Annotated in this window: 23 protein-coding genes; 15 read left to right on the forward strand and 8 right to left on the reverse strand. The window is 63.7% G+C overall.

Translation table 11 applies throughout. The annotated features are described in order from the left end of the window. The first annotated feature begins 118 nt into the window (after window positions 1–118). Window positions 119–994: a LysR substrate-binding domain-containing protein gene (locus AB5Y94_RS17785; RefSeq protein ID WP_368206248.1), complete on the forward strand. Its 876-nt coding sequence runs from the start codon at window positions 119–121 to the stop codon at window positions 992–994. A 6-nt stretch (window positions 995–1000) separates the two neighbouring features. Here AB5Y94_RS17785 and AB5Y94_RS17790 read toward each other — a convergent pair whose 3' ends face one another. Further along, window positions 1001–1879, reverse strand: a complete 879-nt coding sequence (locus AB5Y94_RS17790; protein ID WP_019839009.1) for a hypothetical protein — start codon at window positions 1877–1879, stop codon at window positions 1001–1003. Window positions 1880–1933: 54 nt separating this feature from the next. Further along, window positions 1934–3370, reverse strand: a complete 1437-nt coding sequence (locus tag AB5Y94_RS17795; protein ID WP_368206249.1) for a PLP-dependent aminotransferase family protein — start codon at window positions 3368–3370, stop codon at window positions 1934–1936. 131 nt (window positions 3371–3501) lie between these two features. On the opposite strand from AB5Y94_RS17795, the gene AB5Y94_RS17800 reads away from it, so the two are divergent. The 3 genes from AB5Y94_RS17800 to AB5Y94_RS17810 are packed head-to-tail and all read left to right on the forward strand — an operon-like array spanning window position 3502 to window position 5148. Next, entirely contained in the window at window positions 3502–3969 is a 468-nt protein-coding gene (locus AB5Y94_RS17800; RefSeq protein WP_368206250.1) for an OsmC family protein, read from the forward strand. Window positions 3970–3986: 17 nt separating this feature from the next. Further along, the gene (locus AB5Y94_RS17805; protein ID WP_017765374.1) at window positions 3987–4424 is read left to right on the forward strand and encodes a rhodanese-like domain-containing protein; all 438 of its coding nucleotides are present in this window, start codon (window positions 3987–3989) and stop codon (window positions 4422–4424) included. After that, window positions 4414–5148: a GNAT family N-acetyltransferase gene (locus AB5Y94_RS17810; protein WP_368206251.1), complete on the forward strand. Its 735-nt coding sequence runs from the start codon at window positions 4414–4416 to the stop codon at window positions 5146–5148. The genes AB5Y94_RS17805 and AB5Y94_RS17810 overlap by 11 nt, the downstream gene beginning before the upstream one ends. Before the next feature lie 46 nt (window positions 5149–5194). Here AB5Y94_RS17810 and ybaK read toward each other — a convergent pair whose 3' ends face one another. The 3 genes from ybaK to AB5Y94_RS17825 all read right to left on the reverse strand — a co-directional run bounded on the left by ybaK (window position 5195) and on the right by AB5Y94_RS17825 (window position 7781). Continuing rightward, the gene (ybaK, locus tag AB5Y94_RS17815) at window positions 5195–5665 is read right to left on the reverse strand and encodes a Cys-tRNA(Pro) deacylase (RefSeq protein ID WP_005305363.1); all 471 of its coding nucleotides are present in this window, start codon (window positions 5663–5665) and stop codon (window positions 5195–5197) included. A 145-nt stretch (window positions 5666–5810) separates the two neighbouring features. Beyond that, complete coding sequence (locus tag AB5Y94_RS17820) at window positions 5811–7076, reverse strand: inorganic phosphate transporter (RefSeq protein ID WP_005305360.1); 1266 nt, start codon at window positions 7074–7076, stop codon at window positions 5811–5813. Window positions 7077–7100: 24 nt separating this feature from the next. Continuing rightward, window positions 7101–7781: a TIGR00153 family protein gene (locus AB5Y94_RS17825; RefSeq protein ID WP_005305357.1), complete on the reverse strand. Its 681-nt coding sequence runs from the start codon at window positions 7779–7781 to the stop codon at window positions 7101–7103. 169 nt (window positions 7782–7950) lie between these two features. Between AB5Y94_RS17825 and AB5Y94_RS17830 the strand changes: the two genes are divergently transcribed. Then, window positions 7951–8910 (forward strand): CYTH domain-containing protein, encoded by a 960-nt coding sequence (locus AB5Y94_RS17830; protein ID WP_337079880.1) that lies wholly within the window; start codon window positions 7951–7953, stop codon window positions 8908–8910. Window positions 8911–9013: 103 nt separating this feature from the next. Here AB5Y94_RS17830 and AB5Y94_RS17835 read toward each other — a convergent pair whose 3' ends face one another. Continuing rightward, entirely contained in the window at window positions 9014–9481 is a 468-nt protein-coding gene (locus tag AB5Y94_RS17835) for an energy transducer TonB (RefSeq protein ID WP_005305352.1), read from the reverse strand. A 150-nt stretch (window positions 9482–9631) separates the two neighbouring features. Continuing rightward, window positions 9632–10555 (reverse strand): LpxL/LpxP family Kdo(2)-lipid IV(A) lauroyl/palmitoleoyl acyltransferase, encoded by a 924-nt coding sequence (gene lpxL / locus AB5Y94_RS17840; protein ID WP_005305350.1) that lies wholly within the window; start codon window positions 10553–10555, stop codon window positions 9632–9634. Between the two features lie 263 nt (window positions 10556–10818). On the opposite strand from lpxL, the gene hldE reads away from it, so the two are divergent. After that, window positions 10819–12246 (forward strand): bifunctional D-glycero-beta-D-manno-heptose-7-phosphate kinase/D-glycero-beta-D-manno-heptose 1-phosphate adenylyltransferase HldE, encoded by a 1428-nt coding sequence (gene hldE, locus AB5Y94_RS17845; RefSeq protein WP_010636035.1) that lies wholly within the window; start codon window positions 10819–10821, stop codon window positions 12244–12246. A 135-nt stretch (window positions 12247–12381) separates the two neighbouring features. Here hldE and tolC read toward each other — a convergent pair whose 3' ends face one another. Next, window positions 12382–13707 (reverse strand): outer membrane channel protein TolC, encoded by a 1326-nt coding sequence (gene tolC / locus AB5Y94_RS17850; protein WP_026139169.1) that lies wholly within the window; start codon window positions 13705–13707, stop codon window positions 12382–12384. Window positions 13708–14012: 305 nt separating this feature from the next. Here tolC and nudF point away from each other — a divergent pair, with 305 nt between their 5' ends. The 9 genes from nudF to AB5Y94_RS17895 all read left to right on the forward strand — a co-directional run bounded on the left by nudF (window position 14013) and on the right by AB5Y94_RS17895 (window position 20814). Then, a complete protein-coding gene (gene nudF, locus AB5Y94_RS17855) occupies window positions 14013–14654 on the forward strand; it encodes an ADP-ribose diphosphatase (protein WP_026139168.1) in 642 nt (213 codons plus the stop codon). A gap of 1 nt (window position 14655) precedes the next feature. Further along, entirely contained in the window at window positions 14656–15102 is a 447-nt protein-coding gene (locus AB5Y94_RS17860; protein ID WP_005305333.1) for a DUF1249 domain-containing protein, read from the forward strand. Window positions 15103–15128: 26 nt separating this feature from the next. Continuing rightward, window positions 15129–15947 (forward strand): 3',5'-cyclic-AMP phosphodiesterase, encoded by an 819-nt coding sequence (cpdA, locus tag AB5Y94_RS17865; RefSeq protein ID WP_011707475.1) that lies wholly within the window; start codon window positions 15129–15131, stop codon window positions 15945–15947. 9 nt (window positions 15948–15956) lie between these two features. After that, a complete protein-coding gene (locus AB5Y94_RS17870) occupies window positions 15957–16544 on the forward strand; it encodes a YqiA/YcfP family alpha/beta fold hydrolase (protein WP_368206252.1) in 588 nt (195 codons plus the stop codon). 2 nt (window positions 16545–16546) lie between these two features. Next, entirely contained in the window at window positions 16547–17170 is a 624-nt protein-coding gene (locus AB5Y94_RS17875; protein WP_017788172.1) for an NUDIX hydrolase, read from the forward strand. A 36-nt stretch (window positions 17171–17206) separates the two neighbouring features. Continuing rightward, a complete protein-coding gene (locus tag AB5Y94_RS17880) occupies window positions 17207–17608 on the forward strand; it encodes a GFA family protein (protein WP_368206253.1) in 402 nt (133 codons plus the stop codon). 117 nt (window positions 17609–17725) lie between these two features. After that, window positions 17726–17944 (forward strand): DUF1656 domain-containing protein, encoded by a 219-nt coding sequence (locus AB5Y94_RS17885; RefSeq protein ID WP_005305321.1) that lies wholly within the window; start codon window positions 17726–17728, stop codon window positions 17942–17944. Then, window positions 17937–18803, forward strand: coding sequence for an efflux RND transporter periplasmic adaptor subunit (locus tag AB5Y94_RS17890; RefSeq protein WP_368206254.1), 867 nt, complete (start codon window positions 17937–17939; stop codon window positions 18801–18803). Before AB5Y94_RS17885 ends, AB5Y94_RS17890 begins: the two co-directional genes overlap by 8 nt. Before the next feature lies 1 nt (window position 18804). Then, complete coding sequence (locus AB5Y94_RS17895) at window positions 18805–20814, forward strand: FUSC family protein (RefSeq protein WP_368206255.1); 2010 nt, start codon at window positions 18805–18807, stop codon at window positions 20812–20814. The last annotated feature ends 1 nt before the right edge of the window (window position 20815 follow it).

Genomic DNA, 20815 nt, shown 5'->3' on the forward strand with positions numbered 1-20815 from the left:
CTTTCTGTGAACTTGCTCACAGTATAGAGATGGGTTAAACCTGCAAAAAATGAATTAAAATTATCAGAATCATGCCAAAGAGGCATGATTTGGTTTTGCCGTCTGTCAGGAGATCGCCATGGACATCCGCGCCCTGCGTTACTTTGTCGAACTGGTGCGGGAACAGAGCTTCACCCGCGCCTCCGAGAAGCTGTTCGTCACCCAGCCCACCATCAGCAAGATGATCCGCAACATGGAGGAGGAGCTGGGCCAGCCCCTGCTGAGCCGCGCGGGACGCCGCTTCACCCTAACCGACAGCGGCCGGGTGCTGTTCAACCGGGCCCAGACCATTCTGGCCGAAATGCAGCAGCTGGAGGCGGAACTCACCGATCTGCAGAGCCTGCAGTTTGGCCGGCTGGCCCTCGGCATTCCGCCCATGGTGGGTCACGTCTATGCGGATCTGATCCGCGCCTATCGCAGCCGCTACTCCAAGGTCGAGCTCTCCATCGTCGAGTACGGTGGTCGGCGCATCGAGCAGGCGGTGTTGGAAGGGGAGCTGGATCTCGCCATCACCATGCTGCCGACCAGGGAGGAGGGGGCTTTGAGCGTCCTGGAGCTGGATCAGTATCCCATTCAGGTGGTGCTGCCCGATCTGCCGCGCTGGCGGGATTGCGGCGAGATCCGGCTGGAGGCGCTGCGGGACGAGCCCTTCCTGCTCTACACCCAGGCCTTCACCCTGAGCGAGCGGCTGGAACAGGCGTGCCGGGCGGCCGGTTTCGAGCCCCAGGTGGCGGCGCGCAGCAGCCAGTGGGACTTTCTCACCGCCATGGTGCGCAGCGGCATGGGGGTCGCCTTCCTGCCCGAGCCCATCTGCCGCCGGCTGGCACCGGACGGCCTGGTGTTGAGGCCGCTGGTACCCGAGCTGAGCTGGCGACTCGGGGTGATCTGGCCGAGCGAGCGCTATCTCTCCCGCACCGCCGAGGCCTGGCTGGCGCTCTGCCGCGAGCAGGGCTGAGTCTCATCAGGGTTTGCCGAAGCGATCCGTCACCGGGTTGTAGAAGTAGTGCTGGTAATCGAAGTTGATGCCCTTGAGGAAGGGGTTTTCCAGCTTCAGCATGCGCCTCTGCTTGAGCCCGGCGAAGGCGATGGCAGGGCCGAAACTGCGGCGCCACAAGGCTTGCAGCGAACCATCCTGCCAGGCTTGCTGCAGCCCCGTCTCCACCCGCCTCATGGCCTCGCCGTTGGCGGCATTGGTATAGAAGACCCTGGGCAGCGGATAGTAGAGCAGCAGGGAGCTGTCCATCTTCAACCCCTTGATCTCCTTGTGGGTGAGCAGTTCGCTGCGCAGCTCGCTCGCCCCGCGGCACAGGAGATCGAAGCGGCCGCGAGCCACCATCTTGAACAGCATCTCGTAGCCGTCGACCTCCACCACCTTGAGGCCTGCATGGCGCAGTATCTCCACGTCCAGCCAGCCCTTGCCCTGACCGAAGCTGAAGCGACGCAACCCCTCGAGGTCGTGCACCTGTGCCATGGCCGCCTGTTGGCCTGGACTGACGAAACAGATGCGGTAGCTGACGATGCCGAGATGGACAGGAAAGCGGACATAGGCCAGCCCTTTCTCGTCCCGCGCGCTGCTGTAGCTGTCCATGGCGAACAGGTTGGTAAAGCTGTTGAGCTCCAGACTGAGCCGGACCCGAGCCTTGGTCATGGGCGGCGCTGGTTGCAGCTCATAATCGCCAAAGGTGTCGCGGGTCTTGTCGAGGGCGAGGCGGAGCAGCTCCCTGTCATAGGTCATGCGCGGGTCCTTCTCGCTCTCCGGGCTGATATAGGTAAAGCGGGTCGCCGCCAACGACGTGGAGGAGAGGAAGAGGGAGAGAAGCAGGAACAGGAGTCTATACATCCAGGCTAGGCTCTATGATTTTGTTTCATCCATTATAGTTCGGCCCCCAGCCGTTCAGGTGTGTCGGTCGCTTGCCAGCTGGCTGCCCAGCTGGCGGCAGAGGCGGCGTAGGGTCTGGTTGTCGAGGGAGGCAAAGCCGAGCAGCCACCCCTCCTGCGTCGGCGGGCCCAGGTAGAACTGGCCGAGGGGGCGCAGCCCCAGCCCCTCGGCGTTGGCGGCCTCTGTCCAGCGCGCCTCGCCGCCCGGGGGGAGCCGTACGGCGCACTGCAGGCCGGCCCCGGCGTGGATGGGGATGAGGGCGGGGCAGTGGCTGGCCAGCTCGGCCAGCAGCAGGTCGCGGCGGCTCTGATAGACCAACCTGCTCTGGCGTAGGTGGGTGGCGAAGTGGCCGGCGCGGATGAAGTCGGCGGTGACCGCCTGCAGCAGCTGGTTGCTGTGGCCGTCGACCGCGGCCCGGGCCCGGCAGAAGGACTCCATCAGCGGCCTGGGCAGCACCAGGTAGGCGAGGCGCAGCGAGCCGAACAACACCTTGCTGAAGGTGCCCACGTAGAGCACCCGCCCCTGGCCATCCAGCCCCTGCAGGGCGGGGAGCGGCCGCTGATCGTACTGGTACTCGCCGTCGTAGTCGTCTTCCAGGATCCAGGCGCCGTGCCGCTCGGCCTCGGCCAGCAGCGCCATCCGCCGCGGCAGGCTCATGGGCACGCCGAGAGGATACTGGTGGGCCGGCGTGGTGTAGATGAGCCGCGGCGCCGGGTGATCCCCCTGCGGGTTGAGCCCCTCCTCATCCACCGGCACCGGGTGCACCCGGGCGCCGGCACTCTCCATGGCGGTGCGGGCCCCGGGGTAGCCGGGGTCCTCCACCCAGACGGTATCGCCGGCATCGATCAGCAGCTGGGTCGCCAGCAGGATCCCCTGCTGGGAGCTGGTGAGGATCAGGATCTGGTCCGGCTCGCACACCACGCCGCGCGACTGCACCAGATAGCTGCTGATGGCGCCGCGCAGCGCCTCCAGCCCCTGCGGATCCCCGTAGTTCATCCAGTCGCCGGCGTGCCGGCGCCACTGCTGCTGCATCAGCCGGCCCCACAGGGCCTGGGGGAAGAGGCGGGGATCCGGCTGGCTGGAGGCAAAGGAGCGGCCCACCTCGGGCACGTCGTGGCAGGCGCCGCTGTCGGCCATCTCCTGACCACGGCGTGACAGACCGGCCGCCGACTGGGGCGGGCGCGGAGCCGGGGAGACCGCCGCCAGCGCCACGAAGCTGCCGGCCCCCACCTTGCGTACCAGATAGCCTTCCGCCTCCAGCCGGCCATAGGCCAGCTCCACCGTGCTGCGAGAGACCCCCAGATCCGCGGCCAGCATGCGGCTGGCGGGCAGCCGGCTGTGCTGGGGCAGGTGGCCGGCCAGCATGGCCGAACGCAGGGTGCGCACCAGCTGTTCGTGCAGCGGCAGATCGCTGGCTTGCTGGGTGGCAAACAGGGTGGGCAGGGCAGGCATGGGGAGCTCCCGGGCGCTAATTGGTCTGCTCATATTGGCAAAATTGGTCGGCGTGGCAAGGCCATTATGTCGCTACATTGAGGCTCAAGGTTCGGGATCCACAGCGATTGGCAATTGAGAAAGGAGTCTGCATGTCGGAATACAGCGCCACCATCAGCTGGCAGCGCGGGGCTAGCGAGCCCTTCGTCGATCAACGCTACAGCCGGGCCCACTGGTGGGAGTTCGACGGCGGCATAAGGGTGCCGGCGTCCTCATCCCCCCACGTGGTGCCGCTACCCTGGTCGGTGGCCGAGCACGTCGATCCGGAAGAGGCCTTCGTCGCGGCGATCTCCAGCTGTCACATGCTCACCTTCCTCTGGCTGGCGGCCAGGGCGGGCTATCGGGTGGAGAGCTACCGGGACGAGGCGGTGGGCATCATGGAGGCCAATGTACGCGGTCGTCAGGCCATCACCCGGGTCACCTTGCAGCCGCTGGTGCAGTTTAGCGGTGAACGTCAGCCGGATCTGGCCGCGCTTGAGCAGTTGCACCACCAGGCCCACGAGGAGTGTTTCATCGCCAACTCGGTCACCACAGTCATCACCACCCGGATCCGGGTGTGAGTACAAGGAGCGCCACTATGAGTCATGTATTGAGCAGCGGACTGGCCAGCGCCGAGCAAGCCCGCCTCTTCTTCGAGGCCCAGCTGGCCTTTCGCACCGATCCGGCGGATCTGGCCGCCGATCTGCTGGCCGGGGAAGAGCGGATCGTGGTCATCGACACCCGCTCTGCCGGTCACTACGCCGAGGGGCACATCCCCGGTGCCATCAGCTTCCCCCACGCCACCATGAACCCGGCCAGCACGGCCGCACTGGCGCGGGACAAGGTCTATGTCTGCTATTGCGACGGCATCGGCTGCAACGGCTCGACCCGTGGCGCCTGCAAACTGGCGGCGCTCGGCTTTCAGGTCAAGGAGCTGATCGGTGGCCTGCACTGGTGGCGGCAGGACGGTTTTGCGGTCGCTACTGGTAGCGAACCTGGCGTGCTACAAACGGGAGGGATTGCCTGTGGCTGCTGATATCCATCTGAACGAGTTCGACCAGCCGGTCGGAGCGCCGCTGCCCGACTGGCGGGGCGCTGAGTTTCCGCCCCGCCGCACGCTCAACGGCTGGGGCTGTCGGCTGGAACCGCTGGATCCCGAGCGTCACGGCCCCGGCCTGTGGCAGGCTTTCAGTGCCGACAACGGGGCCATGTGGACCTATCTGACCACAGGCCCTTACGCAGAGGAGGCGGATATGTTGGTCTGGCTGCGAGAGTGCGCCGCCAAGACAGACCCCCAGTTCTACACCATCTTCGACGAGCATGGCGAACAGCCGCTGGGGCTGGCCAGCTACCTGCGCATCGACCCTCTGGCGGGCAGCATAGAGGTGGGCTGGCTGCACTTTTCCCCCGCCCTGCAGCGCTCAAGGCTGGCGACGGCGGCCATGGCGCTGATGATGGCCAATGCCTTTGCCCTCGGCTACCGTCGTTACGAATGGAAGTGCAATGCCTTGAACAAGCCCTCCTGGCAGGCGGCGCTGCGGCTCGGTTTCAGTTACGAGGGGACCTTTCGCCAGAGCAGGGTGGACAAGGGGCGGACGCGCGATACCGCCTGGTTCTCGGTGATCGACCGTGAGTGGCCGGCGCTGCAGGATTGCTTTGCGCGCTGGCTGGCGTCCGACAACTTCGATGAGCGCGGCAGGCAGCGGTTGCGGTTGTCCGAACTGACCACCGCTTGTCGTGGCGATGGCCAGTTGCCGTGACAAGACAAACGAGGCCCCGCTCGCGGGGCCTCTGTCGTTTCAGGCGTTATTCATGGTGCTCGCCGATGGGGGCGGCAATCCACTTCATCAGGCGCAGCATGTCAGCGGGGGCCACGCCGACCGAGAGGCCGCGCTTGCCGCCGCTCACCAGGATCTCGTCAAACTGCATGGCCGAGTCGTCGAGCACGGTGGGCAGCAGCTTCTTCTGGGCCAGCGGGCTGATGCCACCCACCTTGTAGCCGGTCAGCTTCTCGGCCTCCGCCGGTTTCATCATCTCCACCTTCTTGAGACCGGTGGCCTTGGCCAGCTGCTTGAGGCTGCACAGGCCGGACGAGGGGACGATGGCCACCACCGCCTGCTTGTCGTGATGGGCGATCAGGGTCTTGAACACCTGGGCTTCCGGCAGGCCGAGCTGGGTCGCGGCATGCTTGCCGAAGTCGTCGTGGGCTTCGCACTCGTAGGGGTAGAGTTTGTGGGGGATCTTGAGCTTTTTCAGCAGGTTGATGGCTGGTGTCATGATGAGAGCCTTGAGTCGAAACAAGGCCAAACAGTCTGCGCCTGCCGGGCGGGTGATGCAAGCAGCCTGCATTGACAGGGATGGATAAGGGAAGAGAGACAAAAAAGCCCGGGTCAATGACCCGGGCTCTTCACTGCGGTGCGCCTCAGGAGAAGCAGATCTGCAGTACGTAGAAGATGGCGATGGCCAGGATGGCACCCGCAGGCAGGGTGATGACCCAGGAGACCACTATGTTGCGCAGCACGCCCAGGTTCAGGGCCGCGATACCGCGGGCCAGACCCACGCCCATGACAGCACCGACCAGGGTCTGGGTGGTGGAGATGGGCAGGCCGGTACCGGAGGCGATCACCACGGTGGCGGCGGTGGCCAGCTGGGCGGCGAAGCCACGGCTCGGGGTCAGGTGGGTGATGCCGGTGCCGACGGTCGCCATCACCTTCTCGCCCATGGTGGCCAGACCGATCACGATGCCGATGCCGCCGAGCGGCAGGATCCACCAGGCGATGTGGGAGCTGCCGCCGATCTCGCCGCCGGCCGCCACGATGGAGGCGACCGCGGAGAGCGGACCGATGGCGTTGGCCACGTCGTTGGAGCCGTGGGCAAAGGCCATGGCACAGGCGGTGATGATCATCAGGATGCCGAACACCTTCTCCACGTTGGCGAAGTGCATCTTGCTGTCATCCTGCGGGTTGTACTGCTGGCCACGGATGTAGATCCAGCCGGCAAAGGCCACCGCGATGGAGATGGCGACGGAGAGCAGGATACCCTCGCCATCGCTCAGGTGCAGACCGACGTGGGTCAGCCCCTTCTTGATGGTGACCAGGCAGATCACCAGCGCGGTCAGGAACATGTAGAAGGGGACGTAGCGCTTGGCGTTGTTGAGGGGATCATCGGTGTTGAAGATGAGCTTCTGCACGCTGATGAACATGAAGTAGGCGATGACGCCGGAGATGGCCGGAGTGACCACCCAGGAGCCGACGATGCCGCCGAACTTGCTCCACTGCACCGCTTCCGGGCCCACGCTCACCACGGCGAAGCCGACGATGGCGCCGATGATGGAGTGGGTGGTGGAGACGGGCCAGCCGAAGTAGGAGGCCAGGATCAACCAGGCGCCGGCGGCCAGCAGGGAGGCGATCATGCCGAGCACCAGCAGATCCGGGGTGGCGGCAAAGGCGTTGCTGTCGATGATGCCGTTGCGGATGGTGGCGGTGACTTCACCACCGGCCAGATAGGCACCGGCAAATTCAAAGATCATGGCGATGATGATCGCCTGACGGATGGTCAGGGATTTGGTGCCGACCGACGTGCCCATGGCGTTGGCCACGTCATTCGCACCAATGCCCCAGGCCATCAAAAAGCCGAACAAGGCCGCCACGAGCACCAGAGTGGTGCCGTAATTCGCGATAATGTCCATTCAGTGTTTTACCCAGTCAGTCGATTACGAACGAGCCAGCATCAGTTCCAGACGGGCGCCTACACGCTCGGCCTGATCTGCCAGGTCACCTACCCATTCGAGGATCTTGTAGAGGAACATAACGTCGATCGGATTGTATTTCTGCTCAACGGCTTGCAGCTGTTGGCGCAGCCCGATCTGCATGGTGTCAGTATCGTCCTCGATAAGATCCAGCTGGTGGATCATCTCGGCAACCATTTCAACTTCACGTCCTTTAAAGCCGGTTTCGAGCAGCTCATCGAGTTCTCCGATGGCTTTCTCGGCTTGGGCGGTCGCATCGATACAGCGTTTGAGATAGGCCATGAAATCGGCCCGCATCTCGGAGGGGAATTCCATTTTGCGGCCAAGCATGCGGCCGGAAATATCCTTGGCACGGTTGGCGATCTTGTCCTGCTGGGTCAGCAGTTCGAGCAGGTCGGTACGGGCGACCGGCAGGAACAGACCACGGGGCAGCTTCAGACGGATTTCACGCTTGAGGATGTCCGCTTCTTTCTCCAGCTGGGCAATCTGCTGCCGGATCTTCTCGGCATCTTCCCAACGGTCTTCGGCAACGGCATCAAAGAAGGGAACCAACTGCTGGGAGCACTGGTGAACCTTGACGATATGCTTCTGCAGCGGCTTGATGGGGGACTTGGCAAAAAGCCCCAAAATAGTATTTACTGGCATGGCCAAACCTGTGTCGGTGAAAAAACACTCGATACGATTTTATGAGGGGCGCATGGTAACCGAACTGCGCCATCAATAAAACCGTGAATTAATCCTGATGTATCGCAGGCATTATATCCTCGCGCTTAGCATCACGCCCCCCAAAGTTGCCTGCCAGCCCGGAATGACTATGCAAACTGAGATCGAGATAAAGTTTTTTGTCTCCCGAGATATTCGACAGCCTTTTTTCAACCTTCTGAATTCACTGGAAATTATATCCAGCTCCCAAGCCGAGCTCGGCAATGTCTATTTTGATACGCCCGCGCTGGATTTACGCCGACTGGAAATGGGATTGCGAATTCGTCGCAGCGATGATTTTGCCGAACAGACGATTAAATGTCGGGGCCAGGTGGTGGGCGGATTGCATGCCAGACCCGAATACAATGCCCCCGTCGAGGGCGATCTGCCTGCCTTGGCCGCCTTCCCCGATGCGATCTGGCCAAGCCTGGCGGTGCGCGACGGGATCCAGGGCGAGCTGGTGGCCCAGTTTCGCACCGACTTTCTGCGTCGCCACTGGCTGATCGCCTTCGAGGGGGCCGAAATCGAGCTGGCCTGGGATCAGGGGGAAATCGTCGGCGTGCTCGGCAAGAGCCCCATCGACGAGCTGGAGTTGGAGCTCAAATCTGGCGAGGCGAGCGCCCTGTTTGGCTTGGCTGAGCAGCTGGCTGGGTTGGGTGGCCTGCGCCTCGGGGCTCAGTCCAAGGCCCAGCGCGGGTATCGGCTGGCGGGGCTTGGCAAGCCGCTGGCGCTGCAGTCCCTGCCCGCGGTCACCGAGCTGAGTGCTGTAGCGCGCATCACCCTGGGTCTGCAGCACTGGCAGCACCATGAACAGTTCTGGCTGGAGCAGACGGACGCCGCGCAGCAGACGCTGGCGTTGCAGCAGCTGCGCCTGGGGATGGATCTGGTTGCCGAGGCGGCCGACCTGTTGCCGAGCCCGGCCTGGCTCGACACCCTGACCCGGCTCGGGCAGCGGCTGGCCTTGGTCGCCGGGCAGGCCGACTGGCAGCAGGCGTTGCCGGCGCTGTTTCTGCAGGCCGATTACGTGGTCCTGCAGCTGGCCATCGCCGCCTGGCTGCACCGGCAAAGGTGATCAGCCGAGCGGTGTCGCGCCTGCAATGCAAAAAAGGTGAGCCTGGCTCACCTTTTTCTTTGGTTGGCGATGGGCGCGTCGCCGGCAGGCAATCGGGGCCGGATCAGACCTGGGTGTAGACCAGCCCGGTGCTGCGCACCACGTCTTCCCCCTGACAGCGCTGTTCCAGTGCACTGGTGTCGCAGGGCTGGCCGTTGTGTTCGATGCAGAATTCGAAGCGGGTGCGGGATTTGACCGGACTGTGCTGCGGGTTGGCGGCGGTGGCCTGCCATTGCCACTGCTGCAGCACGGCGATGGCGGCATCGCTGAACTGTGGGTCGCTGCTCTCCAGCACCCGGATCTGCTCGGCCCGCCCTGCCGGGCTGATCACGTACTCGAGGGAGCTGCAGCCGGTCTGCTCCGCCAGTATGGCCTCTCTGGGGTAGCGGGACTCCATGCGGGTGAGCGGGCTCCACTGGGCGTTCACTTCCTTGAGATCGCTTAAGGGGAGGGAGGTCAGGTGGACTGTGTGGCTCTGCTGGCTGCAGCCGGTCAATGCGCACAGGGCGCCCAGCAAAAGAGTGGCTTTCATGTTCGCTTCCCTTCGTTATTGGTATTGCAGGCGGGCCGGGGCCCACCGCTCGGCAGGGCCATTAATAAAATATTCAGCCACGAATGAAAACCCTTTACCGGCAACAGGCCAGAAAAAACCGCCTTTCGGCGGCTTTCTGCTCTGATTGGCTCAGTAGTAACCCGCATCCTCCGGGTTGGGCCTGGTCTTGAAGCGGCGGTGCAGCCACATGTACTGCTCCGGCGCCTTGCGCACGGCGGCCTCGATCTCGCGGTTGGCTCGGGCCGCATCGGCCAGGTCGTCGCCGCTCGGATAGTCGGCGAGCGGCGCCCCGATATGCAGGGTGTAACCCTCGCTGGTGCGGATGTTGTAGCAGGGCAGGGTGACGGTGTTTTTCACCCGCGCCAGGGTGGCGGTGCCTGTGATGGTGGCGGCCTGTTCTACCGCGAAGTAGGGTACGAACACGCTGGCATGGCTGCCGTAGTCGTGATCCGGCGCGTACCAGAGCGCATCGCCGTTGCGCAGCGCCTTGATCATCCCCTTCACGTCCATCCGGTCAACCAGGTATTTGTTGGAGGCGCAGCGGCCGTGATACTGGGCATACTCCAGCACCGGATTGGTGTTGGGGCGATAGACGCCGACCCCGGGCCGCACCAGGCCGAAACAGCGGGCGTTGAGCTCCAGCGTCAGGAAGTGGCAGGAGAGCAGCAGCATGCCCTGACCCTTCTCCATGGCGGCGATGACGTGCTCTTCCCCTTCCACCTTCATCAGGTTGCGCATCCGCCAGTCTGGCCAGAACCAGGCCATGCCCACTTCGAAGATGGCGCAGCCCACGCTCTCGAAGTTCTGCTTGAGCAGCGTTTCGCGCTGATCCCGGCTAAGCTCGGGCATCGCCAGCTCCAGATTGCGGCGGGCAACCTTGACGCGGGATTTCAAAACCTTGCGGGCCAGGTTGCCGAGCTGGCGACCCAGCCACATCTGGCTGCGCCAAGGCAGCAGCACCAGCAGCCAGAGCAGGCTGAGGCCGAACCAGCTGGCCCAGTAACGGGGATGAAACAGGCGGGGTTCTAGACGGGGAGCATTGTCGTGGGCCATGAAAAGTCTCTTGTTCGCAATCGCCATGGGCAGGGAAGACCCGGCCGGATAAGGGGAGGCGATAAAGGCACGTGGATATCCAGAGCGGATCGTTTTACTCGCAATCGGGGGATTCTAGCCGAAAAGCGGGTCCGGGTGCGAATGGCCTCTGCCCTGGTCAGAGCTGAAAAGCACCAAGCGGCGCCCTTGCGCTTTTTTCACACCCAATAAAAGAGTGTGATAAAATCGGCGGCTGATTTTTCAGGTTTTGAGAGTCGATACAGATGAAGATCACCCTGCCCGAGTTTGAAAAAGCCCGCATTCTGGTCGTTGGCGATGTCATGTTGGACCGTTATTGGCATGGCCCCACCGGCCGGATCTCGCCCGAGGCACCGGTGCCCGTGGTCAAGGTCGAACACATTGAGGAGCGTCCGGGTGGCGCCGCCAACGTGGCGCTCAACTCCGCCGCCCTGGGGGCTCACGCCGTGCTGCTGGGTCTGACCGGTCAGGATGAGGCTGCCGATGCCCTGGCTGGCCAGATGGCCGGTGTCAAGGTCGCCTGTGATTTCGTTCGTCTGGCCGACTATCCGACCATCACCAAGCTGCGGGTGCTGTCGCGCAACCAGCAGTTGCTGCGCCTCGATTTCGAAGAGGCCTTCCACGATGTGGATGCCACCCTGCTGATGGGCAAGGTGGAGCAGGCGCTGCCGAACAGCGACGTGATGATCCTCTCCGACTACGGCAAGGGCGCCCTCAACGACGTGCCCGGCATGATCCAGCGTGCCCGCGCCGCCGGCATCCCTGTACTGGTCGATCCCAAGGGAACCGATTTCGAAAAGTACCGCGGCGCCACCCTGCTGACCCCCAACATGTCCGAGTTCGAGGCTGTGGTGGGCAAGGTGAAGAGCGAAGAGGAGCTGGTTGCCAAGGGGCTGGAGCTGGTCAAGCGCTTCGAGCTGGAGGCCCTGCTGGTCACCCGTTCCGAAAACGGCATGACCCTGATCCGCGAAGGTCAGCCCGAGCTGCATCTGCCGGCCCAGGCCCACGAGGTGTATGACGTGACCGGTGCCGGTGATACCGTCATCTCCACCCTGGCCACCTCGCTGGCCGCCGGCAAGAGCCTGGACGAGGCCTGTGCCCTGGCCAACACCGCCGCCGGCATCGTGGTCGGCAAGCTGGGGACCTCCACCGTCAGCCCGGTGGAGCTCGCCAATGCGCTCTACACCGAGCAGGAGACCGGTTTTGGCGTCATGTCCGAAGCCCAGCTCAAGATTGCCGTGCAGGCCGCCCGTCTGCGCGGTGAGAAGGTGGTGATGACCAACGGTTGCTTCGACATCCTGCACGCCGGTCACGTCTCCTACCTGGCCAATGCCGGCAAGCTGGGGGATCGCCTGATCGTGGCGGTCAACACCGACGAGTCGGTGCGTCGCCTCAAGGGGCCGGGTCGTCCGGTCAATCCGACCGAGCGCCGGATGGCTGTGCTGGCCGCGCTGGGCGCCGTGGACTGGGTGGTGCCCTTCTCCGAGGAGACCCCGCAGCGGCTGATCGCCGAGGTGCTGCCGGACCTGCTGGTCAAGGGCGGCGACTACAAGCCGGAAGAGATTGCCGGCTACGCCGAGGTGACCGCCAACGGCGGCGAGGTGCGGGTCCTCAACTTCGAGGATGGCTGCTCCACCACCGACATCATCAAGACCATCCGCGAACGCGGATAAGCGAAAACCCGGCCAAGGCCGGGTTTTTTTATGCTCTGCGGCGGGAGCTCGACGGTGATTCGAACCCGCGGAATCTCGCAGGCCAGAGATGAAAAAGGCGACCCTGGGGTCGCCTTTTTGTTGCCATCAATCGGCTCAGGATTTGCTCTTGGCCTGGCTGGCGGGCATCAGCCCCTGGTTAACGTCTTCCAGATCCTTCTGTTCAAGCGTGCCGGCGGCCTGCTTGAGGGAGAGGATGCTCAGGATGTAGTTGTAGCGGGCCTCGGAGAGCTTCTGCTTGGCCTGGTACAGCTTGCGGGTGGAGTCCAGCACATCGACTATGGTGCGGGTGCCGACCTCGTAACCCGCTTCGGTCGCCTTCAGGGCGCTGTCGGCGGAGATGACTGACTGGCCGTAGGCACGGACCGAGCCGATGCTGGCGTTCACGTTGTTGTAGGAGGAGCGCACCGTGCTCTGCACGTTGCGGAAGCTGCGCTCCAGCTGCTCGCTGGCGGCCACGTAGTTGAACTGGGACTGCTTGACCTGAGAGGTGGTCGCCCCGCCGGTGTAGAGCGGCAGCTTGAAGTTCAGACCGATGTTGGCCTGATTGGCGTTGCTCTCCGGGTTGCGGATCTCGTCCTTGTAGTCGCTGTAGGTGCTGGAGAGGCCGGCGCCCAGATCCAGGGTCGGCTCATGACCGGTCTTGGCCAGATCGATCTGCTCCTTGGCGATATCCTTGCCGATGCGGGCGCTGTGCAGTTGCAGGTTCTTGTCCAGCGCCAGCTCCAGCCACTTGTCGGAGTTGAACGGAGTCTTCTGCGGGCTGAAGCGATCTGTGTTGAGCACGTCCAGTTGACGGTGATCGATACCGGTCAGCTCGCGCAGGCTCTCGTAGCTGTTGTCCAGGGTGTTCTCGGCGTTGATCTCGTCCGCCAGCGCCTGGTCGCGCTCGGCCTCGGCCTCGTGCACGTCGGTGATGGCGGTCAGGCCCACTTCGAAGCGCTGCTGGGTCTGTTCCAGCTGACGTTCCACCGCGGCCTTGTTGGCGCGCACGAACTCCAGGGTGTCCATCGCCTTGAGCACGTTGAAATAGGCCTGGGCGGTACGCAGCATCAGGTTCTGGATCTCGAGGTTGTAGGCCACGTCGGACTGGGTGGCGCTCTTCTCGGTCAGGCTCAGGTTGACCCAGTTGCTGCGGCGGTAGATGGATTGATCCAGCGACAGGGAACCGGTGGCGTTGCTGTTGGTCTGGGTGTCACCCTTGTTCTGCAGGTAGTTCAGCCCGGCACCCAGGTTGATCTGTGGCAAGAGGGCTGCGCGGGACTCGTTGATCTTCTCGAAGGCCTGGTCGCGCTTGGCTTTGGATTCCAGCAGCTGGGTATCCTTGATCTGGGCCTGTTGGTAGATATCGAGCAGGTTTTCGGCATGGGCGCCGGCGCTGACGCCCAACAACACCATGGCTGACAAGAGTGTTCTTTTCATAGATCGTTTTAACCTTATGTATTAACCCAAAGCTGTCGCTGGATGAAGGAGGGTATTGTCATTGAGCAAGCTTGATTTCAGCTTAATCACTCTACTATAAGCAAAATTTTATGCTAACTGTCTCTTTTCCAGCGACAGGAACGTCAAGGACGAGGGTGAGTTTTCTCCCCCTCGCGCCTAGCCAAATGCCCTGTGGCTGCTAAAATCCATCCCTCTTCTCCGACGGGAGCGAGTGAATGAATGTTCATTCATGTTCCCGGATTTTATGGTCTAACCGAGCCAAGTCAAGCTGGTGGGAGTCTCGTATGTCGCAGCAAGCCTTGCCCCAAACCCGTCACTACTCTGCCGATGACGTAAAAATCATCGATAAATCATCGGGATATAACGGCTTCTTCAAGGTGAACATCTATCGCCTGCAGCACAAGTTGTTTGCGGGAGGCTGGAACGAGCCCATCGTCCGCGAGCTGTTCGAGCGTGGCCATGCCGCCGCCCTGTTGCCCTACGACCCGGTACGCGATCAGATCGTGCTGGTGGAGCAGTTTCGCATCGGCGCCATCGAGACCAGTGCCACCCCCTGGCTGCTGGAACTGGTGGCCGGCATCATAGATGAAGGGGAGACCGCTGAGGCTGTGGTGCGGCGCGAAGCGGTGGAAGAGGCGGGCATCGAGGTCGGTCGCTGCGAGCACGCCATCAGCTATCTGGTGAGCCCGGGCGGCAGCACCGAACGGATCGAGGTCTACGTGGGCGAAGTGGATGCCAGCCAGGCCGAGGGGATCCACGGTCTGGCGGAAGAGGGGGAAGACATCCGGGTGCACGTGGTGAGCCGCGAGCAGGCCTATGCCTGGCTCAAAGAGGGGCGCATCGACAACGCCGCCTCGGTCATCGCCCTGCAGTGGCTGGCTCTCAATCACGGCGAGCTGCGTGCCCGCTGGCTGGCGGAGCGCTGAGGTGGCGCTCGTTCATACCCAGGCCAAGCGTTATGTGCCTGATTTGATGTCCTTGCAGCGTACCTGCGAGGTGAACTACATGACCCTGATGAAGCTGCTGCCCCCAGGCGGCAGTGTGGGGGCGGAACGTCGTTATCAGGTGGGCAACGGCCTGCAGTTCCAGCTCACGGTGAGCGAGGAGAGCCGCTTCACCAGCCAGGTGATCCTGGCCCAGCACAACCCGGAATTACCGAGTTATTTGCAGGCCCGGATAGAGATTCGTTTGTACCATGACGTGCGGATGGCGGAAGTGTGTGCGGCGCAACAGATTTCAAGGTTGCAACCACGTTATGATTATCCCAATAAAAATATGCACCAGCGGGATGAAAAGGAGCAGGTAAACCTGTTTCTGGCCGATTGGCTAAAATTTTGTCTCAGACATGGTACCAGCCTGATAAATATCCTCTAGTTGAACTCATAAAAAGAAGCGTGATTTTGGAAACAGAGCTACCCCAGGCGCAGGACGGCAGTGTGCGCCTGTTGCAAATTACCGACACCCACCTCTTCGCGAGTGCCGAGGGGCGGCTATTGGCCGTGCGCACTGCCGAGAGCCTGGCTGCCGTGCTGGAACGGGTGCAGGCCAATGACCACCCGTTCGATCTGATCCTCGCTACCGGGGATCTCTCCCAGGATCACAGCCCGGAGTCCTACCAGCGTTTCGCCTCCATGATGGCGCCGCTGGCGCGCCCCATCTATTGGCTGCCCGGCAACCACGACGACGGCCCCTTGATGACCGAATACCTGCATGCGGCCGGCATCAGCGAGGCCAAGCAGCTGGTAGGCGAGCACTGGCAGGTGATCCTGCTGGATACCCAGGTGCGCGGCAAACCCCACGGGGTGCTGGGGGATCACCAGCTGGCGGCGCTGGATCAGGCGCTGCGCCAGCATCCCGAGCGTCATGCCCTGATCGCCCTGCACCATCAGGCGGTGCCGGTGGGCTGTGCCTGGCTCGATCAGCACAATCTCAAGAATGCCGACGACCTGTTTGCCGTGCTGGCCCGCCACCCGCAGCAGAAGACCATACTGTTCGGCCACGTCCACCAGGAGTTTGACGAGGTGCACCGCGGGGTGCGGCTGATCGCCAGCCCCTCCACCTGCATCCAGTTCAAACCGCTCTCTGATGGCTTCGCGCTGGACGAGTCCGGCCCGGGCTGGCGCTACCTCACCCTCTACCCGGATGGCCGCATCGCCAGCCAGGTATGGCGTCTGCCGGTGGGGCAGTTCGTGCCCGACCCCAATGCCACCGGTTATTGAGGAGTCGCGATGAAGCCCGTTCTCCTCTACCTGCACGGTTTCAACTCCTCGCCCGGTTCTGCCAAGGCGCAGCAGATGGCTGCCTGGGTGGCTGAGCACAGACCCGATATCGAGGTGGTGATCCCGGCCCAGCCCAACACCCCGGCGGCGGCCTGGGCGGCCATCGAGCAGACCATTGCCGATCTGCAGAGCCGTTATGGCAACGAATTCAAACTTGGCGCCGTGGGCAGCTCCCTCGGCGGCTTTATGGCGACCCGGGTCAGCGAGCGATACGGCTGCCACGCCGCCCTGATCAATCCGGCGGTGCGCCCGCACGAGCTGCTCTGCGACTACCTCGGCCCCCAGACCAACCCCTACACGGGGGAGCAGTATCAACTGCTGCCTGAACACATGGATGAGCTGCGGGCGCTGGCGGTGCCTGTGGCTGCCCCCGAGCGACTCTGGGTGCTGCAACAGCAGGAGGACGAGGTGCTCGACTACCGCAAGGCGCTGGACGAATACCGTTTTGCCCGTCTCTCGCTGGAGTGCGGCGGGGACCACGCCTTTGTGGCGTTCGAGCGCTACCCCGCCCAGATCGTCCGCTTCCTCGGGCTTTAATAATGCAACCGCCGTTGGCCGCCTTTCTGGAACAGGTGCTGGCCACGGCGCAGGCGGGTCTCACCTACTCCAAAGATCCCTTCGACATCGGCCGCTTCGAGGCGCTGCGCGCCGCCACTGTGGCGCTCATCGCCAGCCAGAGCGAGCTGGCACCACAAGCCATCGGCGACTGGATCGCCCTCGATCGCGGTTATCCCACCCCCAAGCTCGATGTGCGGGCCTTCATTCAGAACGATGCGGGCCATATCCTGCTGGTGCAGGAGCGCAGCGACGGCTACTGGACTCTGCCGGGGGGCTGGTGCGACATCGGCGATTCGCCGGCGGGGGCCGTGGTGCGCGAAGTGGTGGAGGAGACCGGCCTGGCGTGTCGGGCCGTGCAGCTGCTGGCGCTGTTCGACAAGCTCAAGCACCCCCATCCACCCCAGCTGCCCCACGCTCACAAGGCGTTCTTTCTGTGCGAGGTGACCGGTGGACAGCTGCTGGACGAAACCGATGAAACCAAAGGGGCGGGTTACTTCCCCATCGACGACTTGCCCCCGCTCTCTCGCCATCGGGTTGTGGAATCCCAGCTGCGCACCCTGTACGACCATCTTTTGCAGGGGCGGCAGGATACCCTGTTTGATTGACATCTGAGGATGTGACCCCGTCTGCAAGGAGGCAGCATGATCAAGCGCATCGGCAATACCCCCATTCAGGAGAAACACAAGGCCAGCTGTCACTGCGGCGCCGTGGTGCTGGAGCTGACCCTGCCGGATGGCGTGGTGGATCCGCGCCGTTGCGACTGTTCGCTCTGCCGGCGGCGGGGCGCCATCGTCGCCTCGGTGCCGCTCTCCGGCATCCGCATCCTGCAGGGGGAGGCGGTGCTGCGCTGCTACCAGTTCAATACCCGCACCGCCAAACACTACTTCTGCAGCATCTGCGGTATCTATACCCACCATCAGCGCCGCTCCAATCCGGCCCAGTATGGTTACAACCTCGCCTGCCTCGAAGGGATCAATCCATTCGAGCTGGGCGAGGTGCCGACGCGCGACGGCATCAACCATCCGGCGGATCGGCTGGTCTGACCGGCAGGGGCTCATCTGCTTCTGTAGCGCCCTGCATGGCTGTGATAATCTTGCCCGACCCGCCGCAGGGCGGGCCTTGAGTCCGCATTATCTCGCTTGCCAACAGGGAGCCCGCTTGTGACAACTTCAGCCCTGCCGGATCTGATCCTGGGCGCCTCTCTCTACTTTCCGCCCCTGTTCAAGGCGGTCCTGCTCGGTCTGCTGGGCTGGCTGCCGGTGCACCACCTGCTGCGTGACTGGCTCTACGGCGGGGATGTCTGGCATCCCCTGCTGATGGATCTCTCCCTGTTTATCCTCGCCGTCAGCGGCGCCCTATGGATATTGCTACATGGCTAAATCACCCCTCGCGACCCTCAAATACTTCTCTACCCTGCTGGTCTGCGCGCTGGCGCTGGCGGCGGGCTGGTGGCTGTGGAACTACTACATGCAGGGGCCCTGGACCCGGGATGGCAAGGTGCGGGCCGAGCTGGTCAGCATCACCCCCGAGGTATCGGGCAAGATCATCAAGATAGCGGTGAAGGACAACCAGCTGGTCAAGGCGGGGGAGGAGATCTTTACCCTGGATCCCGAGCCCTACCGGATTGCACTGGACAACGCCCAGGCGGCGCTGGCCAAGGCCAAATCGGATCTCGACAAGGCCGAGCACGAGGCGAGCCGGCGCAGCGGCCTGTCGCGCAGTGTCATCTCCGCCGAGGCGGTGGATGAGGCCCGCCTCAACGCCCAGGCGATGAGGGCGGCCTACCAGGTGGCTCAGGCCAATCTGGAGCAGGCCAAATGGTCGCTGGCCAAGACCCGGGTGCATGCCGCGAGCGACGGTTACATCACCAACCTGCAGACCCGGGTCGGCAACTATGCCAGCGCCGGCGTGCCGCTGGTGGCACTGGTGGACATCCACTCCTTCTACGTGCAGGGCTACTTCGAGGAGACCAAGCTCAGGCACATAGCGCCGGGCAAACCGGCCGAGGTGGTGCTCTACAGCGGGGAGCAGCGGCTGCGCGGCGAAGTGGAGAGCATAGGGCGCGCCATCCACGATCAGAGTGTGGAGGGGGCCGACAACCTGTTGCTGGACGTCAAACCCAACGTGCCCTGGGTGCGGCTGGCCCAGCGGGTGCCGGTGCGGATCAAGCTGCTGGAGGTGCCGCCTGGGTTGACGCTGATTGCAGGCACCACCTGCACCATCACCATAGGGGAGTAAGGTGGCCGCCTCGCTCTGGCGCCAGACCCCCTGGGGCAAGGCCAATGGCGGCCAGTGGCGCTACGCCCTGCGCAACAGCCTGGCCATGTGCCTGTCGCTCTGGCTGGCCTTCGTGCTGGAGCTGGACTCCCCCTACTGGGCGATGACCTCAGCCGCCGTGGTGAGCTTTCCCACCGTGGGCGGCGTCATCAGCAAGAGTCTGGGGCGGGTGGTGGGCAGTCTCATCGGCGCCATGGCGGCGGTGGTGATCACCGGCCTTGGCATCAGCGACCCCTGGCTGTTCAGTTTCCTCATCGCGCTCTGGCTGGCGCTCTGTACCTATATCTCCAACCACCATCAGAACAACGTCTCCTACGCCTTTGCGCTGGCGGGCTACACCGCCGCCATCATCGCCTTCTCCTGCGTCAACGTGACCGATCCGCAGCACATCTTCGACATCGCCCAGGCGCGGGTGAGCGAGGTGATCATCGGCATCCTCTGCGGCGGCCTGCTGATGATGATCCTGCCCAGCACCTCCGATGGCGAAACCTTGCTGCAGTCGCTGCAAAAGACCCAGGCCCGCCTGCTGGATCATGCCCAGCTGCTCTGGCTGGGGGAGACGAGCCCGGAGGTGCGCACCGCCCACGAGGGACTGATCGGCCAGATCCTCACCATGAACGTGCTGCGCATCCAGGCGGTCTGGAGTCACCACCGGCTGCGGCGACACAACAAGCTGCTCAACTTCCTGCTGCACCGCCAGCTGCGGCTCATCAGCCTCATCTCCAGCCAGCGCCGCATGCTGCACAACTGGCCGACGCAACCGGAAGGGCTGCAGGCGTTGCTGGAGCGGCTGCTGGCCGAGCTGGGCCAGCCCGGTTGCGACAAGTACCGCATCGCCCGGCTGCTGGCCCCCTTGGTGCCGACGGCGGCCAGTGACTACCGGCTGCACACCTTCTGGCGACGGCTGCGCCACTTCTGCTGGAGCTATCTGGAGTGTCAGCGCTGGCTGGATCGGCTGGCCCGTTACGACGATCAGGAGTGGCCGGCACCGCCGCGTCACTCTTCGCTCACCAGCCACACCGACACGCTGGAAGCGGCCTACAACGGCGGGCGCACCTTCCTCTGCGTGCTGCTGGGCTGCGCCTTCTGGATCCACAGCCAGTGGGATGCGGGCAGCTCTGCGCTGACCCTGCTCTCCATCTGCTGCGTGCTCTACTCGGCCACCCCGGCGCCCGCCAAGGGGGCCAACACCATGCTCAAGGCGATCCTGCTGCTCAGCCTCATCTGCTTCGCGGTCAAGTTCGGCCTGATGATCCGCCTCGACGACTTCTGGCTCTTCTGCGCCCTGCTGTTCCCCGTGCTCATCACCATGCAGCTGTTCAAGCAGCAACAGCCCAGGCAGGCGGTGTTGTGGGGCCAGCTCATCGTGCTGCTCGGCTCCTTTCTCGCCATCACCAATCCGCCGAGCTACGACTACCAGCAGTACATCAACGGCAGCCTGGGACAGGCGCTGGGGGTGATGAGTGCCGGACTGGCGTTCCAGCTGCTGCGGCCGAGCTCGGATCGGCGCAAGAGCCGCCGCCTCATCCGCTCCCTGCGCCGCCACTTCATGGATCAGCTGGAGCCGGCCCCGCGCCAGAGCGAGAGTCAGTTCGAATCGCTCATCTACCACTGCATCAGCCAGCTCAGCCAGAGTCAGGATCAGACCGCCCGCCTCTGGGTGCTGCGCTGGGGCGTGGTGCTGCTCAACTGCAGCCACATCGTCTGGCAGCTGCGCCAGTGGCGCGGCGAGGATCAGCCCCTCTATCTGGTGCGCGACAACTGCATCCGCTCTCTGCAGGGGATCCTCACCGAGCAGGGGGTGCAGCACGCCTCCCTGGATCGCACCCTGGCCGAGCTGCAGCGGATCAGCGCGGCCCTGGCCAACCACAGGGAGCCGACGGCGCGGGAGCTTGCCGGCATGGTGTGGCGGCTGCACAGCTCGCTCTCCCAGTTGCAGCAGGCGCTGCCGGTGGCGGCCGAGGCGCGCTGAA

Source organism: Aeromonas sp. s5, assembly GCF_040907865.1.
Lineage (GTDB): Bacteria > Pseudomonadota > Gammaproteobacteria > Enterobacterales > Aeromonadaceae > Aeromonas > Aeromonas dhakensis.

Excerpts from the sequence above, each read along its gene's own strand:
- AB5Y94_RS17890 (WP_368206254.1), top strand. The coding sequence starts at position 17,937 with ATGGCTAAATCACCCCTCGCGACCCTCAAATACTTCTCTACCCTGCTG.
- AB5Y94_RS17830 (WP_337079880.1), top strand. The coding sequence starts at position 7,951 with ATGCAAACTGAGATCGAGATAAAGTTTTTTGTCTCCCGAGATATTCGA.
- lpxL (WP_005305350.1), bottom strand. The coding sequence starts at position 10,555 with ATGGCCCACGACAATGCTCCCCGTCTAGAACCCCGCCTGTTTCATCCC.
- hldE (WP_010636035.1), top strand. The coding sequence starts at position 10,819 with ATGAAGATCACCCTGCCCGAGTTTGAAAAAGCCCGCATTCTGGTCGTT.
- nudF (WP_026139168.1), top strand. The coding sequence starts at position 14,013 with ATGTCGCAGCAAGCCTTGCCCCAAACCCGTCACTACTCTGCCGATGAC.
- AB5Y94_RS17790 (WP_019839009.1), bottom strand. The coding sequence starts at position 1,879 with ATGTATAGACTCCTGTTCCTGCTTCTCTCCCTCTTCCTCTCCTCCACG.
- AB5Y94_RS17785 (WP_368206248.1), top strand. The coding sequence starts at position 119 with ATGGACATCCGCGCCCTGCGTTACTTTGTCGAACTGGTGCGGGAACAG.
- AB5Y94_RS17820 (WP_005305360.1), bottom strand. The coding sequence starts at position 7,076 with ATGGACATTATCGCGAATTACGGCACCACTCTGGTGCTCGTGGCGGCC.
- AB5Y94_RS17805 (WP_017765374.1), top strand. The coding sequence starts at position 3,987 with ATGAGTCATGTATTGAGCAGCGGACTGGCCAGCGCCGAGCAAGCCCGC.
- AB5Y94_RS17795 (WP_368206249.1), bottom strand. The coding sequence starts at position 3,370 with ATGCCTGCCCTGCCCACCCTGTTTGCCACCCAGCAAGCCAGCGATCTG.
- AB5Y94_RS17875 (WP_017788172.1), top strand. The coding sequence starts at position 16,547 with ATGCAACCGCCGTTGGCCGCCTTTCTGGAACAGGTGCTGGCCACGGCG.
- AB5Y94_RS17880 (WP_368206253.1), top strand. The coding sequence starts at position 17,207 with ATGATCAAGCGCATCGGCAATACCCCCATTCAGGAGAAACACAAGGCC.
- tolC (WP_026139169.1), bottom strand. The coding sequence starts at position 13,707 with ATGAAAAGAACACTCTTGTCAGCCATGGTGTTGTTGGGCGTCAGCGCC.
- AB5Y94_RS17800 (WP_368206250.1), top strand. The coding sequence starts at position 3,502 with ATGTCGGAATACAGCGCCACCATCAGCTGGCAGCGCGGGGCTAGCGAG.
- AB5Y94_RS17825 (WP_005305357.1), bottom strand. The coding sequence starts at position 7,781 with ATGCCAGTAAATACTATTTTGGGGCTTTTTGCCAAGTCCCCCATCAAG.
- ybaK (WP_005305363.1), bottom strand. The coding sequence starts at position 5,665 with ATGACACCAGCCATCAACCTGCTGAAAAAGCTCAAGATCCCCCACAAA.
- AB5Y94_RS17870 (WP_368206252.1), top strand. The coding sequence starts at position 15,957 with ATGAAGCCCGTTCTCCTCTACCTGCACGGTTTCAACTCCTCGCCCGGT.
- AB5Y94_RS17835 (WP_005305352.1), bottom strand. The coding sequence starts at position 9,481 with ATGAAAGCCACTCTTTTGCTGGGCGCCCTGTGCGCATTGACCGGCTGC.